At 68.7% G+C, this 15,052-nt stretch carries 10 protein-coding genes; 7 read left to right on the forward strand and 3 right to left on the reverse strand.

What is annotated here, in order from left to right; translation table 11 throughout:
- Window positions 1–36 precede the first annotated feature (36 nt).
- Entirely contained in the window at window positions 37–834 is a 798-nt protein-coding gene (locus WMF22_RS35970) for an SDR family NAD(P)-dependent oxidoreductase (protein ID WP_438032678.1), read from the reverse strand.
- Window positions 827–1,915, reverse strand: a complete 1,089-nt coding sequence (locus tag WMF22_RS35975; protein WP_438032679.1) for a radical SAM protein — start codon at window positions 1,913–1,915, stop codon at window positions 827–829. Before WMF22_RS35975 ends, WMF22_RS35970 begins: the two co-directional genes overlap by 8 nt.
- Before the next feature lie 104 nt (window positions 1,916–2,019).
- Here WMF22_RS35975 and WMF22_RS35980 point away from each other — a divergent pair, with 104 nt between their 5' ends.
- Complete coding sequence (locus WMF22_RS35980) at window positions 2,020–2,958, forward strand: UDP-glucuronic acid decarboxylase family protein (protein ID WP_437294474.1); 939 nt, start codon at window positions 2,020–2,022, stop codon at window positions 2,956–2,958.
- A 32-nt stretch (window positions 2,959–2,990) separates the two neighbouring features.
- Here the strand turns inward: WMF22_RS35980 and WMF22_RS35985 are convergent, their stop codons facing one another.
- Window positions 2,991–3,938, reverse strand: a complete 948-nt coding sequence (locus tag WMF22_RS35985) for a glycosyltransferase family 2 protein (RefSeq protein ID WP_437294475.1) — start codon at window positions 3,936–3,938, stop codon at window positions 2,991–2,993.
- A gap of 349 nt (window positions 3,939–4,287) precedes the next feature.
- Between WMF22_RS35985 and WMF22_RS35990 the strand changes: the two genes are divergently transcribed.
- From WMF22_RS35990 to WMF22_RS36015, 6 genes are all read left to right on the forward strand, one after another.
- On the forward strand, window positions 4,288–5,925 hold the full coding sequence (locus tag WMF22_RS35990; protein ID WP_438032680.1) for a hypothetical protein: 1,638 nt from the start codon (window positions 4,288–4,290) through the stop codon (window positions 5,923–5,925).
- A 71-nt stretch (window positions 5,926–5,996) separates the two neighbouring features.
- A complete protein-coding gene (locus WMF22_RS35995) occupies window positions 5,997–9,269 on the forward strand; it encodes an outer membrane protein assembly factor BamB family protein (RefSeq protein WP_438032681.1) in 3,273 nt (1,090 codons plus the stop codon).
- A gap of 97 nt (window positions 9,270–9,366) precedes the next feature.
- Window positions 9,367–10,605 (forward strand): winged helix DNA-binding domain-containing protein, encoded by a 1,239-nt coding sequence (locus WMF22_RS36000; RefSeq protein WP_438032682.1) that lies wholly within the window; start codon window positions 9,367–9,369, stop codon window positions 10,603–10,605.
- Between the two features lie 441 nt (window positions 10,606–11,046).
- Window positions 11,047–12,417, forward strand: coding sequence for an endo-1,4-beta-xylanase (locus WMF22_RS36005; protein WP_438032683.1), 1,371 nt, complete (start codon window positions 11,047–11,049; stop codon window positions 12,415–12,417).
- A gap of 330 nt (window positions 12,418–12,747) precedes the next feature.
- Window positions 12,748–13,200 carry a hypothetical protein gene (locus WMF22_RS36010; RefSeq protein WP_438032684.1) on the forward strand — a complete coding sequence of 151 codons (453 nt, stop codon included), beginning with the start codon at window positions 12,748–12,750 and terminating at the stop codon, window positions 13,198–13,200.
- Entirely contained in the window at window positions 13,197–15,005 is a 1,809-nt protein-coding gene (locus tag WMF22_RS36015; RefSeq protein ID WP_438032685.1) for an FAD-dependent monooxygenase, read from the forward strand. Before WMF22_RS36010 ends, WMF22_RS36015 begins: the two co-directional genes overlap by 4 nt.
- Window positions 15,006–15,052 lie beyond the last annotated feature (47 nt).

Genomic DNA, 15,052 nt, shown 5'->3' on the forward strand with positions numbered 1-15,052 from the left:
GGCGTCGCGGCGGCTCCCCCGCCCTGCCGTCTCGCCTCAGCCCTCTCTCAGCTGCTCCCCGAACGCCCGGCGCGTCCGCCACCGCGCCCACGCCGGAAAGAGCTCTCCCACCACGCTGCGGAGGCGGAGCCGCAGCGGAGCGCCGCCCTGCGCCCGCGGCGCGCGCCAGAGCGCGGCCACGCTCTCGGCGACCCGCTCCACCGGGACGCCGCCGTCGTGCGGCCGGGACACCGAGCCCCGGCGCCGCCGCTCGTCCTCGTGCAGGCCCGTGTCCACCCACCCGGGGTGCACCTGGGAGACCCGGATCCCCCGGGGCGCGAGCTCGAGCTCGAGCGCGTCGCTCAGCCCGCGGACGGCGAACTTCGTGGCGCAGTAGACGCTCTTCATGGGCACGGCGCGGAACGAGACCTCGGAGCCGACGTTGATGATGTGGCCGCCGCCGCCCCCCATCACCTGCGCCGCGTGCCGGCATCCCAGGATCACGCCGAGGAGGTTGGTGCGGACGATCGCCTCGACCTCCTCGAGCGCCATCTCGTCGAGGCGCCCGTAGCCCTCCCGGGCGGCGTTGTTGACGACGACGTCGATCCCGCCGAGGAACGCGCGCGCCGCGCCGAAGAAGGCGCGCTGGGAGGCGTCGTCGCCGACGTCCACCGCGCCCGTGCCGAGCCGGCCAGCGCCCTCGGGCGCGGCGCTCTGCTCTAGCGCGAGCAGCGCGCGCTCGTCCCGCGCGCCGGCGAACACCCGGTGCCCCTCCGCGAGCGCGCGCGCGACGATGGCCCGCCCGATCCCGCGCGAGCCGCCGAGCACGACGATGGCGAGCGTCCGCTCAGGCACGCGCGACCCGCGCCAGCAGATCGCGCCCCAGGCTGCGCGCGAGGAGCCGCTCGCTGCTCACGAGGTGCTGCTGGTTGAGCCACGGCGCCGCGCAGGCGAAGCAGCCGTGATCGCGCAGGTGCTCCCACGCGGCCCGGACGCCGACCTCGAGCACGCTCCTGGCGGGGAAGTCCGCGAGCCGCTGGTTGCACGGGTACATGCGGCCGTCGCCGTCGATGAAGGCGTAGTACCGGCCCGCGCTGCACGGCAGGTACTCGAAGCGCTCCCGCCGCTCCTCCAGGGTGACGCGATCCCCGCCGTGGTGCTGCCACCAGCGCGCCATGTTCTCCCAGACGCGCTCGCGGAAGACCATCGGCGCCCCCCGGCGCTTGTGCTCGAGCAGCGCGTCCGCCAGGGCCTGCCGCTCGCCCGCGTCGAGGGAGTTGTCGCCGTGCATGCGCAGCTGCCGATCGGACTGCGGGGCGTAGGTCATGACGACCTCGAGCCGCGCGCCGAAGCGGCCCGCCAGATCGAGGAGCCAGGGCACCTGGTCCTTGTTCCGGCGGTTCAGCACCGCCTTCACGATGCGCGGAATGCCGCGCGCCTGGCACGCCTCGAGCGCGCCCATGGCCACGGCGAAGGTCCCCTGACCGCGGTTCAGATCGTTGATCGGCTCCGGACCGTCGACGCTCACGACGATCGAGCTCAGGCTGGCGAGCTCATCCACGCGTTCCTTGACGCGGAATCCGCTGGTGACCATTCCCACCGAGATCCCTCGGCTCACCGCCCGCTCGACGATGCGGCCGATGGATTTGTGCAGCATCGGCTCGCCGCCCGTGAGCGTCAGGACCGCCGTCCCCAGCGCCGCCGCCTCGTCCACGATCGCGAACAGCTGCTCGACCTTGAGCTGTCCGATGTCGTCGTGCCGGTGGTGGTAGTCGCCGTAGCAGTACTCGCAGCTCAGGTGGCATCGGTTGGTGACGCACACATCCACCCAGATGGGACGCGCTTCGCGGGCGAGCTTTGCGCGGACGAGCGAGCCCAGGTAACGAGGTGAGCGGTGCACGGGCTGCATGATAAGGAACTCGCCTCCAGATGTCATCCGGTCTTTGTAATACCTATTTCCTATGGTAAGAGGAATTCGACCAATCACGGCGCCACGGCCCAGAGCTTTACCGAACAGCGCGTCAAGGAGGTATTTTTCCGATGAGTGCGAGCAAGCGAATCCTGGTCACGGGTGGGGCTGGTTTCCTCGGGTCGCACCTCTGCGCGCGGCTCCTGGCCGACGGGCACCACGTGATCTGCGTCGACAGCATGGTGACGGGCCGTGACGAGAACCTCGGGCCGCTGCAGAAGAACCCGCGGTTCGAGCTGCACCGCTGCGACGTGAGCGAGCCGCTCCGCTTCGAGGTCGACCAGATCTACAACATGGCCTGCGCGGCGTCGCCCGTGAAGTACCGGGCTGATCCGGTGCACACGCTCAACACGAACGTGTTCGGCGCGATCAACGTCCTCCGCCTGGCGCAGGAGCTGGGGGCCCGGGTCCTGCAGGCCTCCACCTCCGAGGTCTATGGCGACGCGCTCGTCCACCCGCAGCACGAGGACTACTGGGGGAACGTCAACCCCATCGGGCCTCGGGCCTGTTACGACGAGAGCAAGCGGGTCGCGGAGACGTACTTCTGGGAGTACCGCCAGACCCGCAACGTCGATACCGTCATCGTGCGCATTTTCAACACCTATGGTCCGAACATGGACCGGAACGACGGCCGGGTCATCGCCAACTTCGTGGTGAAGGCGCTGCGCGGCGAGGCGCTGGAGCTGTACGGCGGAGGCCACCGCACGCGCTCGTTCTGCTTCGTCAGCGACCTCATCGAGGGCCTGGTCCGCGTGATGAACGCCAAGGACCTGACCGGGCCGGTCAACCTCGGGAATCCCGCCGAGACGAGGATGCAGGACCTCGCCGAGCTCATCATCCGCAAGACCGGCGGGCGCGCGAAGCTGACGATGACGGATGCCCTCATCGACGATCCCCATCGGCGCAGGCCCGACATCTCCCGGGCCACCGAGCTGCTCGGCTGGCGTCCTGTGGTGGATCTCGACTCGGGCCTCGATCGCACGATCGACTGGTTCCGCCCGCGCGTCTGACGCCCGGTGGGGCGCCCTGCCGGGGCGGGCGCTCAGCCGCCCTTCGACGGGAGGCGGCCGGAGGTGGCCATGACGCGCCCGCCGCGGCCGGCGCTGACGTCCGCCAGGATGCGATCGCGCTGCGCCCGGATCCGCTCTCCGAGCACGCGGTGGATCGCGGCCCTGAGGGCCATCCCTCCGAGCCCGCGCGTGACAGCGAAAGGCCCCGGCGCCGCTCTCAGCCGGTCCAGGAGGATCCTTGGCGCCGACTGCGCCGAGAGCAGGCGGGCGCCGTCGCGCCGGTAGAGCTCCGGGTAGCTCGAGCGGAGCTGCTCTCTCGCCGCGGCATTGCGCGCCAGCGCGCGGACCACGTCGGCCATGCTGTCCACCTCGAAGTGGATGGGCGCCTCGGGGACCACGACCAGCGCGTCGCCGGCGACGAGCGCCGTGAGCCACGAGTCCTCGGTCACGAGGTCGACGGGCAGCCGAGGGAGCGCCCCGGCGGGCAGGAGCCCGCGATCGGCCATCACCGCGCCCAGCCGATCGCGATCGATGGCATAGAGGCGACCGGAGATGTAGTCCTGACCGAGGCTGGTCGTCAGCAGGCGCAGGACGGTGCCGAGCGGCGGCGGCGGCGCCCCGCGCGGCTGCTCGAAGGCCGCGGCGACGGCGGCGTGTGGCGAGCGCCCGAGGGCGCGCAGCAGGGCCGAGATGGAGCCCTCGGCGGGGCGCACGTCCGCGTCCGTGAACACGAGGCGACGGTTGCGCGCCCGGGCCACGAGGGCGTTCCATGCGTTGTTCTTTCCGAGCTCGCTCTCGATGACGGCGAGCCGTGGCTCCCGCCCCCGGAACGCCTCGACGACGCGCTCGGTGCCGTCCGTGCACCCGTTGAGACAGACGAGGATCTCGTCCACCTCGGGGCCGAGCCGCGACAGCTCGGTGAGGGTCGCCTCGATGGTGCGGACTTCGTTGTACGCCGGCAGGCAGATGCTGGCAGCCATCGACTCCGACGCATACCACCACGCCGGCTCGGGTGTCACGCGGCGCGCGCCGCGCGGGATGGCCGCCCGGGAACCGACGATGCCGACGATGCCGACGATGCCGGCGATGCCGGCGACGCCGGCGACGCCGGCGACGCCGGCGACGCCAACGACGCTGACGATGCCGGCGCGCCCGCATCCATTGCTCGAATTTTATGCTTGGGGAAGTCTCTTGATTATGTTAGCGTCAGAACAACCCCGCGTGACTACAAAGTCCGCCGGAGGTTCGCGCCGTCGCGCTGGGTTCGCGCCCGACGTCATCGTGATCCTTGGGTGTGCCGGTCCAGGTGCGGCGCTGAAGGGAGAGCTTATGCACAGGCTTTTTGCGTTCGTGCTCGCTGGCACGGTGCTTCTGGGAGCCTCGCCGCCGGCGCATGCGAAGCGGCCGGTCCTCGCCGAGGGGTCGCCGATGCACGGCACCAATGGGATGAATGTGGGGCCGGATGGTCGGCTGTACGTCGCGAGCTTCCTTGGCAATGAGATCGCCATCGTGAACCGCAAGAGCGGAGCCATCGTGGATCGGCTCGACGCGTCGGACCGGATCGATGGCCCGGACGACCTCACGTTCGGCCCGGATGGCTCGCTCTACTGGACGTCGCTCATCCCTGGCAATGTCGTGCGCCACGCGCCGTCCGGCCAGATCACCCAGCAGTTCGTCGCGCCGGGCGTCAACCCCATCACGTTCTCCGATACGGGGCGGCTCTTCGTGGCGCTCGACTTCTTCGGTGACGGGCTCTACGAGGTCGATCCGGAGCTGTCGGATCCGCCGCGCCACATCGCGAGCAACCTCGGCTTCCTGAACGGCATGGACTGGGGGCCCGACGGCAGGCTGTACGGGCCGATCTGGACGCAAGGCAGGGTGATCAGCATCGATGTGGACTCCTGCACCGGCGCTGTCGACCCGGAGGTGGAGTGCGACCTCCAGACGGTCGCGGACGGCTTCTTCATCCCCGCGGCGGCCAAGTTCGACGGCCTCGGCCGGCTCCACGTGGTCGATCAGAACGGCGAGGTGGTGCGGGTCGACATCGAGACGGGCGAGACGGAGGTCATCGCGGAGCTCACGCCCGGGCTCGACAACCTCGCCTTCGACCCGCAGGGCAATCTTTACGTGTCGAGCGCCAGCGACGGCTTCATCGTCCGGATCAGGCCGAACGGCCAGGAGCGCACGATCATGCCGGGCGGCATGATCATGCCCGGCGGCGTGGCCGTGACGACCGAAGGAGGAGTCGAGTCGGTCTATGTGGGCGATCTGGCGTCGCTGCGGAAGTTCGATGGAGACACAGGCGCTCTGCTGAGCGTCGAGCGGTCGTTCCTCGGACAGTCGGAGTTTCACGCGCCTGCCACGGTGTCGGCGGACGGCTCGAACTTGATCCTGACAGCGTGGTTCAGCAGCGTGGTTCAGACCTACGACCCGGCGACGGCGACGGTCCTCGAGACGTACAGCAACTTCGTCTCGCCGCTCAACGCGGTCCGGTTCCAGGGAGATCTCGTGGTGGCCGAGCTCGGCGCGGGGCCGGGCGCCGCGCGCGTCGCCCGCCAGACGGCTGGCGGCCCCGTGACGCTCGCGCCGATGACCGTGCCCTCGGGGCTCGCGGTGTCGGGAGGCGACCTCTGGGCCGCCGACTGGGCCACGGGCCAGATCCTCCAGGTGGCGGCAGGGGGCGTGACGCTCTCTCCGCCGCTCGTGGTGGCCGACGGCCTCGATCAGCCGGAGGGGATGGCGGTCGATCTGGACGGCACCCTGCTCGTCGTGGAGGTCGGGAAGCGCCGCCTGCTGCGCGTCGACCCGTCGACGGGGGACACCTGGATCGTGAAGAAGCACCTCAAGGTGGGGCTCGAGGCGATCACGGGGACGGTGCCGACCTATGCGTTGAGCGGCGTCGCCGTGGGCCCGTCCGGGACGATCTATGTCGCTGGCGACAAGGACAACGTCCTTTATCGATTCTGACGTGGCGCGGCCGCCTTTCATCGGGCTCTGATCGCGGCTCGCGGCGTTCCGGCGCGAGCCGCTCGTCCAGCATGAACGAGCGGCCTCCGCCGAGCAACGAAGAGGGCATGACAAGAGACTTTGAGGGAATGGCTTCAGTGTCATTCAAGCCCAACCGAGGCGCTTCGACCGCCTCGATCATCGCGGCCGTCATGGCCTCCACGGCGTGCGAGCCGGCTGTGCGTGGAGGCGCGGTGGACGACGGCGGCGCTGGAGCGGAAAGCGCTCATGGCGCGCTCCGCGATGGTAGCGCAGGCGGCTGCGACTCCGTGAGCGGCAGCGGAAGCGACGGTACGGGCGGCGGCGGCAGCGTGGCGGGCAGCGGCGGCGCGGGCGGTAGCACCGGTGAGAGCGGTGGCAGCGTAGGCGGCGGCGGCGCGGGCGGCAGCATCGGTGACGGCGGCAGCGGCGGCGTGCCAGGCACGTGCGTCCCCGGCTCGGTCCTCGCATGCTACTCCGGCCCCACCGGGACCGTTGGCATCGGGGCATGTGAAACCGGAACGCAGACCTGTCGCTCCGATGGCCTCGGCTACGGCCCCTGTACAGGTGACGTGACGCCCGTCGCAGAGCGTTGCGTCACGCCGGTGGACGAGAGCTGCGACGGCGTGCCCCATTGCCCTCGGCTCCCGCCGTGGGCGCGGGGATACGGCGGTCCAGGTCAGGACAACGGCCTGTCCATCGTGAGCGACGCCTCGGGCAACTATTACGTCTCGGGCGACTTCGAAGGAACCATCGACTTCGGCGCCGGACCTCTGACCAGCGCAGGGGAGTCGGACATCTTCCTGCTCAAGCTCGATCCCTCTGGCTCGGTGATCTGGAGCAGGCGCTTCGGGACCGAGCTCGAAGACGAGAGCGCCACCATGACCATCGATGCAAGCGGAAACATCTTCCTCGCTGGCCTCTACGGCGGCTATGTATATCCTTGGGAACCAGGCCCAGACTTCGGAGGGAATCCCATCACGGCCGCTGAGGGCGCCGCGCTCTTCATCGTTCAATTCGATCCCGAAGGCAACCACATCTGGAGCAACGGGTTCCAGGCCGGCGTACTTGGCGCCTTCCCCGGGAAGGTAGCGCAGGTCGCCGTCGATGTCGCCGGCGATGCATACGTGCTCTACAGCCTCACCGATCACACCTACACTCTCCACGATACCACCTATCTAGCGAAGGTGAGCGCCGGAGGTGTCGCTCTCTCCTGGCGAGAGACTCTGTCAGGAGACGTCGTCAATGGAGCAGCGAGCCTCGCGATCGACAGCGCCGGCAACGTGCTCGTGGCGAACGAGAGCCCAACGACCGAGCTGCACCCCGGTCCGCTCGAGCTCACCGTCTCCAAGTTCGCGCCGGCAGGTGTCCTGTTGTGGCGACGATCGTTCGCGTCCAGCTCGACCGGCGGATCCGCGGTGGCAGCGGCCGCCTCGGTGGTGGTCGACGCGGCGGACGAGATCGTCGTGACGGCCTTCACGGACGGGACCATCGACTTCGGCGGCGGCGTGCTTCCCGAAGGGCCCGTGCTCGTGAAGCTGGATGCTGCAGGCCAGCATCTCCTCAGCCGCTCGGTTCGCTTCGGCGACAAGATCAGCCTGGATCACGCGGGTGGATTGTTCGCCGCCGGGCACGGCCTTGCCAAGCTCGACGCGAGCGGAACGGAGCTGTGGTCGGTCGACTTCGATCCTCTCGTGGAGGATGTCGCGATCTCACCGAATGGCACGGTCGCGATCACCGGAAGCATGCTCGGACCGGCGGACCTCGGGACCGGCCCGATCCCCTATACGGCGGATCGCGATGTCTTCGTCGCCACGTTCAACCATGTCTGCGACGAAGGCGAGGGCGATTGCGAAGCTGCGGGCGGCGGCGGCGGCGCGGGCGGCAGCGGCGCGGGTGGCAGCTCCGGTGAGGGCGGCGGCGGCGGCATGCCAGGCTCGTGCACGCCGGGCTCGGTCCTCGTCTGCTACACCGGCCCCGCCGGGACCGTTGGCATCGGCCAGTGCGCTACCGGGACGCAGGCCTGTCGCTCCGATGGTCTCGGGTACGGCCCCTGCACAGGTGACATGACTCCCGCTGCAGAGCGCTGCGCCACGCCCGTGGACGAGAGCTGCGACGGTGTGCCTCATTGCCCTCGGCTCCCGCCGTGGGCACGGGGATACGGCGGCCCTGGCTACGATCATGGCAGGTCCATCGTGAGCGACGCCTCGGGCAACTACTACGTTTCGGGTGACTTCGCAGGAACGGTCGACTTCGGCGCCGGACCTCTCACGAGCGCAGGGGGATCGGACATCTTCCTCCTCAAGCTCGATCCCGCTGGCGCGGCGCTCTGGAGCAGGCGCTTCGGGACCGAGTTTTTCGATGGAAGCGCAACCATGACCGTCGACGGAAGCGGAAACATCTTTCTTACCGGCGTCTACGGCGGCGATCTAATGCCCTTCAAGCCAGGCCCGGATTTCGGCGGGGGCCGGATTCCGCCAGCCGAAGGCTCCGCGCTGTTCGCGGCCCAATTCGATCCCGAAGGCAATCACGTGTGGAGCAACGGCTTTTTTGTCGGAGTCCCCGTATTCACTCCTTGGAGAGTGCAGCGGACGGCCGTCGATGGCGCGGGCAATGTGTACATGCTCTACCTCATCGAGGAGTTCTACCATCTGGCAAAGGTGAGCGCCGGAGGTGCCGCCCTCCTATGGACAACAGGCTTGCCAGGATACTACGACACCGGGCGGGGAGGGGGCGGCCTCGCGGTCGACAGCGCCGGCAATGTGCTCGTGTCGACCGGAACATTCCACAACGGCATGAACCTCGGCTGGGGGGATTTTACCGTGTCCAAGCTTGATCCGACGGGCGCTCTGCTGTGGCGACGGGAGTTCGCTTCCAGTTCGCTTGACCCAGTGCGGTGGGCCTACTCACTGGCGGTCAATGCGGCGGACGAAGTCCTCGTGACAGGTATCACGGATGGAACCGTCGACTTTGGCGACGGCGAGAGTTTGACAACCGTGCTGCTCAAGCTGGACGCTGCAGGGGAGGTTGTCTTCAGCCGCTCGGTTCCCTTCTACGAAAGGATATTGCTCGATCCTTCCGGCGGAATGTTCGTCGCAGGGGCCGGCGGGCTCGCGAAGCTCGACGAGAGCGGGACAGAGCTCTGGTCGGTCGACTTCGAGCCGATTTCGAGCAGTACCTCCCACATTACAGTGGAGGACATCGTCCTGTCTCCGAACGGCACGGTCGCGATCGTCGGCTCGACGGACACGCCAGTGGACTTCGGCACGGGCCCGATCCCTTACGCGGGGCGTGACGATATCTTCGTCGCCACGTTCAATCCCTGACGACACCGTTCCATCACGGGCCAGGTCCTCCAGGTGGCGGATAGCCCCATGCGGCCCGTGGAGCGCGAACCTCGTTTCGAGTAAGCTCGCGGGCTGCATGCCCGCCCCGACGCTGACACGAAGAGACCTCAACCGGGCCACGCTCGCGCGACAGATGCTGCTCGCGCGGGAGCAGACCTCGGCCGTCCACGGGATCGAGCGGCTGATCGCCCTCCAGGCCCAGCTGGCTCGGCCGCCGTTCATCGGGCTCTGGTCCCGGATCGCGGCGTTCCGGCGCGAGCAGCTCGTCCAGCTCGTCGTGCGCCGCGAGGTCGTCCGGGCGCCGTTCCTGCGCGGCACGCTGCACCTCGTGAGCGCAAGGGACTACCTGGCTCTGCACCCGGTCATCGCGCCGGTGCTCCACGCCGGGATGCGGTCGGTCCTCCGCGAGCGCGCGGACGCCCTCGACATCGCCGGGCTGGTCGCCGAGGCGCGCGCGTACTTCGACGCGGAGCCGCGGACCATGGACGAGCTGCGCGATCACCTGGCCGAGCTCCACGCCGGCGGCGACGTGCGGGCCATGGCGCTCGCGGTTCGCATGCACCTGCCGGTCGTCCAGGTGCCCGGCGAGACCCCGTGGGGATATCCGGGAACGGCGGACTTCGCCCCGGCGGTGTCCTGGCTCGGCAAACCGCTCCGCGACAGCGGCGCGCCGCAGGCGCTCGTGCTCCGTTACCTCGCGTCGTTCGGCCCGGCGACAGCGGCCGACGTGCAAACGTGGTCCGGGCTGACCCGCGTCAAGGAGGTGCTCCACGCCCTGCGAGAGCAGCTCTGCGTGTTCCGCGACGAGCGCGGCCGGGAGCTCTTCGACCTGCCCGACGCGCCGCGGCCGCCCGCGGACACCGCCGCGCCGGCCCGGTTTCTCCCCGATTACGACAACCTCCTGCTGGCGCACGACGACCGCACGCGGGTCATCGCGGACGAGCATCGCCCGCGGATCGTCCTGTCCGCCAACCTGCGCATCCTGCCGACGTTCCTCGTGGACGGGTTCGTGGCCGGCACATGGACGATCGAGCGGAAGAAGGCCACGGCCGCGCTCGTGCTCGAGCCGTTCGAGGCGCTCGGCAAGGCGGCGCGCGAGCAGCTCGCCGAGGAAGGTGAGGCGCTCCTCCGATTCATGGAGGAGGACGCCAGCACGTTCGAGGTGCGCTTCGGGAAGGCGGGCGCCGCGAAGGCGCCTGCGGCGCGGGCGAAGGCGAAGAGCGGTGGAGCCGCGAAGGCGCCTGCGGCGCGGGCGAAGGCGAAGAGCGGTGGAGCCGCGAAGGCGCCTGCAGCGCGGGCGAAGGCCAGGAGATGAGGTCGCCAGCTGACAAATCCCTCACTTTATTGGCACTTTGCGAAAAATTGAACAGGGAGGCGGGGAGACGGGGAGATTTGTGGGATTTCACTCCCCTTCTCCCCGCCTCCCTGTGAGCTCTCCCGAAATTCGAGGGGATGCTTCAGGCCGCCGACGGCTGCCGTTGTCAGCAGGCGCGAGCCGCGGACCGATCGCCATCGTCCTCGCAACTCATCCCTCGCGCGCGTGCCTCCTCCACCCAGCCCGCTCTGTTGTGCCAGCGCGACAGCACATTCACGAGAACGCTGGATCCCGTCCGGGTTCACCCGCGCGCGGAAGGAGAAAAGAACACCTACACCAAGACACTTTGTAATTAGAATTACCAAACAAACGGTACTGGACGCCCTGACTCGCTGTCGCCGGCATCAATCGGGTAGGGTGCGCGTCCAAGGGATCGCACCGATGCGCAAGAATCTGATTTCGATTGGTTTGCTCAGCTGCCTGCTCTGGTCCTGCACCTCGTCCACGTCGGCTCCGGACGACGATGCGACCACGGGCGCCACCACCACCACCAGCAGCACCGCGAGCACGGCTCAAACGGGCGGAACATCGGCGAGCGCCGGGGGTGGCGCGGGCGGCAGCAACGCTGGAGGCAGCGGCGGCACGTCGGCCGGTGGGGGTGAGACGAACGAGGGTGGAGGCGGCGGCACGGACAGCGCTACGTCCGGAGGCACGGGCGGCGCGGGGACAGGCGGCGAGGGCACGGGCGGCATGCCCGATGAAGGCCCCCCCAAGAACCTCGCGGAGAAGTACGCGAGCCTCTTCCCGATCGGGGCAGCGGTGGATTCGCAGTCGTACATGACGCACGCCGCGCTGCTGAAGACGCACTTCAACAGCATCACCGCCGAGAACGAGATGAAGTTCGAGTCGCTCCAGAGGAACGAGAACAGCTTCACCTACGACGCGGCGGATCGCATCGTGAACTTCGCGGTCACGAACAAGATGAAGGTCCGCGGGCACGCCCTGGTCTGGCACAGCCAGAACCCGGCATGGCTGTTCTCGAACGGCTCTGGCGGCACCGTGTCGAGGCAGACCCTGCTGACACGCATGAAAAACCACATCAGCAACGTCGTGCGTCACTTCCGGGGCAAGGTCTACGCGTGGGACGTCGTGAACGAGGCCATGATGGAGGACGGCTCGTACCGCACGGGCAACCTGGCCGATGGCCAGAGGAGCCGCTGGCACGAGATCCTCGGCGAGAGTTACATCGCGGAGGCCTTCAAGGCCGCGCACGAGGCCGATCCAGACGCCAAGCTGTTCTACAACGACTTTTACAACTACATCCCCGCGAAGCAGCAGGGCATCTACAACATGCTCAAGGGCCTGCTCGATCAGGGCGTGCCGGTCCACGGCGTCGGGCTGCAAGCCCACCTCAACATCGAGCCCTCCACGGTGACCACGAACCAGGCGTATCACCAGAACGTGGCCAACATGGAGGAGGCGATCAAGCTCTATTCGTCGCTCGGCCTGGACGTGCAGGTCACGGAGCTCGACCTCTCGCTGTACATCCCCGGCGTGACGTACAACCAGAGCACGTTCTACACGACCGCGACCTTCACCGACGCGCTGAAGGCCAAGCAGGCCGCGCGCTACCGGGAGTTCTTCGAGCTGTTCCGGAAGTACAAGTCCGTCATCACGGGCGTCACCTTCTGGGGCATCGCGGACGACAACACATGGCTGTCGGAGTTCAGCTCGGGGCGCAAGGACTTCCCCCTGCTCTTCGACGTCAACCACAACCCCAAGCCCGCCTACGACGCCGTGGTGCGCTTCTGAGGGGTCATGAAAGCCAGACGAGCCGGCCTCTCACGGCTCGCCCTGGCGCGCCCGCACAGCCGACGATGACCTGAGCTTCCCCCCTCCTACAGCGGTTTCCCCCCACCTCTGCACAATGCCGAGCAGAGCGGCGGTCACCCGCACAGGAGACGGGCCCAGATCGGCGTTTTCGGCGCGCAAGCGCACTCCGGTGCGCTGAGCACCGAAAACGCCGAGGTGGGCCCGTATCCGAAGCGGGTGACCGTCGCTCTACGGGCGTGGCCACTTCCGGCCACCCCATGGCCACTCATGGCCATTGTGCACGTGATTCCCGTGCTTTATCCCTCTGCCATGAGCTCCGAACACGCGCCATCCTCCACGGCGTGGGCCGTGGGCAAGGCCCTCTGCATCGTGTCGGCCGTCGCTTACGGCCTGTTGACCGGGCTGATCGACATCCTCGACCCGCATCACCTCGGGAACCCTGACTGGCCCGGACACGCGAGGTTCCACCTGCTCTGGCAGATCAGCGCCGGCGCCCTCGGCGCGCTCGCCTCCATCTACCTCTTCTGGACGGCCACGCCGCGCACCGTGGAGCGTGTCCGGACAGGCGCCTTCCTGGGTGCCCTCCATATTGGCGGATTCATCCTGGCCGCCGCCTTCACGAGCGCCGCCGGCGCCGAGTTCGACGCCGGTGGCCGGGTCCTGCTCGGCTTCCTCCCGCCGAACATGCTGCACCTGGGCACGTCCGCAGCCCTGCTCTTCGCCGGCGTCTCCCTGTGCCACAAGAAAGGGGCCGCCACATGAGCCATCGCACCGTCTCTGCTCCCGTCCTCATCATCGGCGCTGGCCCCTCGGGGATGGTGAGCGCCCTGTGCCTCGCCAGGCGCGGCGTCGACTGTGTGCTCATCGAGCGCCGGCCGGGCCTCGAGAATCACCCCAAGGCCCACGAGCTCTCGGCGCGCTCGATCGAGATCCTCCACGAGCTGGGGCTCGGTCATCGCGAGCTGTCCGCGGAGGCGTCGCCGGAGGAGGACGCCGCCAAGATCCTGTTCTGCGGCACGATCGGCGAGGAGTTCGGCTGCATCGATCTGCGAGCCAACGGCGTCGGGCGCAAGTACCGAGAGCACCTCGAGGCGCCCATGCCCTACCTCAACCTCTCGCAGGTCGAGCTGGAGAAGCTCCTCCGCGAGCGCGTCGCGGCCTCGCCGCGGATCCAGGCGCTCCATCACCACCAGTGGGAGTCCTTCGAGCAGGACGCGGACGGCGTCACGAGCCGGATCACCGACCGGACGACGGGCGAGACCTTCGCTGTCCGGAGCCAGTACGTCATCTGCTCGGACGGCGCGGGGAGCCGGAGCCGCAAGGCCCTCGGGATCGAGATGAAGGGCCCGGACAAGCTGCTCGACGTCGTCAACGCCTATTTTCAGGCGGATCTGCGCCGCGTGGTCCGCACCCGGGGCAAGCTCTACTTCATCTTCTCCCCCAAGGCGCCGGGCAGCGTGTTCATCGCCCACCACGTCGAGAAGCGCTGGGTCTTTCACCTCCCCGTGGCGACGCCGCACGAGAAGATCGAGGAGTACACGCCCGAGGTGATGCAGAAGAAGATCAAGGCGGCGCTCGGGCGGGACGACGTCGATATCGAGATCACCTCGATGAGCCACTGGCGCATGACAGCGCAGGTGGCGGAGCGCTTCCGCAGCGGGCGCGTCTTCCTGGTCGGCGACGCCGCCCATCGCTTCCCGCCCACGGGCGGGCTCGGCATGAACTCCGGCATCGGCGACGCGCACAACCTGGCCTGGAAGCTCGCCATGGTGATCGAGCGGCGGGCCGCGCCCGGCCTGCTCGACAGCTACGAGGCCGAGCGCCGCCCGGTCATCGAGACGAACTGCGACGAGAGCCGGCTCAACTTCGAGAGGATGAGCGAGGTCGCGGAGGCGTTCGGGATCGAGGTCGAGGAAGCTCAGTGGGTCAACGAGAAGCTGGCGAGCTCCACGATGCGCGCGCTGCCTGCCCCGCTCCGCGCCTGGACCGAGCGGCAGGTCCAGCACTACGGCGAGAGCATCCTCTCGCGGTACCATCGCGATCCCTCGGTGCGAGAGCGCGTCCTCGCGGCCATCGCGCAGCAGCGGTCCCATTTCGACCGGATCGGGCTCGACCTCGGCTACACGTACGAAGAGGGCGCGCTCCTCGGCGACGGCACGAGGCCGCCGGAGGTCGACGATCGGGTGTCCTCGTACCTCCCGTCGACGCGGCCGGGCGCGCGATTCCCCCATTTCTGGCTGGACGGCAACAGGAGACAGCGCGGCAGCCGCTCCATGATCGACTACGGCGCTTCGATCCTGCTGCTCGGCGCGGCCGTCGAGGCGCTGCCCGCTGATCTCGAAGCGCTGGAGGAGGTCGAGGCGCGCCACGGCGTCCGGCTGTTCAGGCTCGGCGCGGCCGACATCCCTGCCTGTCACCAGGCCGCGGTGCACGCGCTCTCGCAGATCGAGCAGGACGGCGCGCTCCTGATCCGGCCGGACGGGCATGTCGCGTGGCGCCAGCAGCGCGGCGTGACGCTGTCCGTGGAGCTCATCGCGTCGATCGTGGAGCAAGTCTACGGGGTCTAGTTTCACCCACCAGGAGTCCTGCCAGGGATCCGGAGAGAGATTTCAAC

Origin of the sequence: Sorangium sp. So ce204, from assembly GCF_051526795.1 — a bacterium.
In the GTDB taxonomy this organism is placed as follows: domain Bacteria; phylum Myxococcota_A; class Polyangia; order Polyangiales; family Polyangiaceae; genus Sorangium; species Sorangium cellulosum_B.

Bases quoted from the DNA above. Each gene is read 5' to 3' on its own strand.
- WMF22_RS35975 (WP_438032679.1), bottom strand. From the start codon at position 1,915: ATGACATCTGGAGGCGAGTTCCTTATCATGCAGCCCGTGCACCGCTCA.
- WMF22_RS35980 (WP_437294474.1), top strand. From the start codon at position 2,020: ATGAGTGCGAGCAAGCGAATCCTGGTCACGGGTGGGGCTGGTTTCCTC.
- WMF22_RS35985 (WP_437294475.1), bottom strand. From the start codon at position 3,938: ATGGCTGCCAGCATCTGCCTGCCGGCGTACAACGAAGTCCGCACCATC.
- WMF22_RS35990 (WP_438032680.1), top strand. From the start codon at position 4,288: ATGCACAGGCTTTTTGCGTTCGTGCTCGCTGGCACGGTGCTTCTGGGA.
- WMF22_RS35995 (WP_438032681.1), top strand. From the start codon at position 5,997: ATGAACGAGCGGCCTCCGCCGAGCAACGAAGAGGGCATGACAAGAGAC.
- WMF22_RS36000 (WP_438032682.1), top strand. From the start codon at position 9,367: ATGCCCGCCCCGACGCTGACACGAAGAGACCTCAACCGGGCCACGCTC.
- WMF22_RS36005 (WP_438032683.1), top strand. From the start codon at position 11,047: ATGCGCAAGAATCTGATTTCGATTGGTTTGCTCAGCTGCCTGCTCTGG.
- WMF22_RS36010 (WP_438032684.1), top strand. From the start codon at position 12,748: ATGAGCTCCGAACACGCGCCATCCTCCACGGCGTGGGCCGTGGGCAAG.
- WMF22_RS36015 (WP_438032685.1), top strand. From the start codon at position 13,197: ATGAGCCATCGCACCGTCTCTGCTCCCGTCCTCATCATCGGCGCTGGC.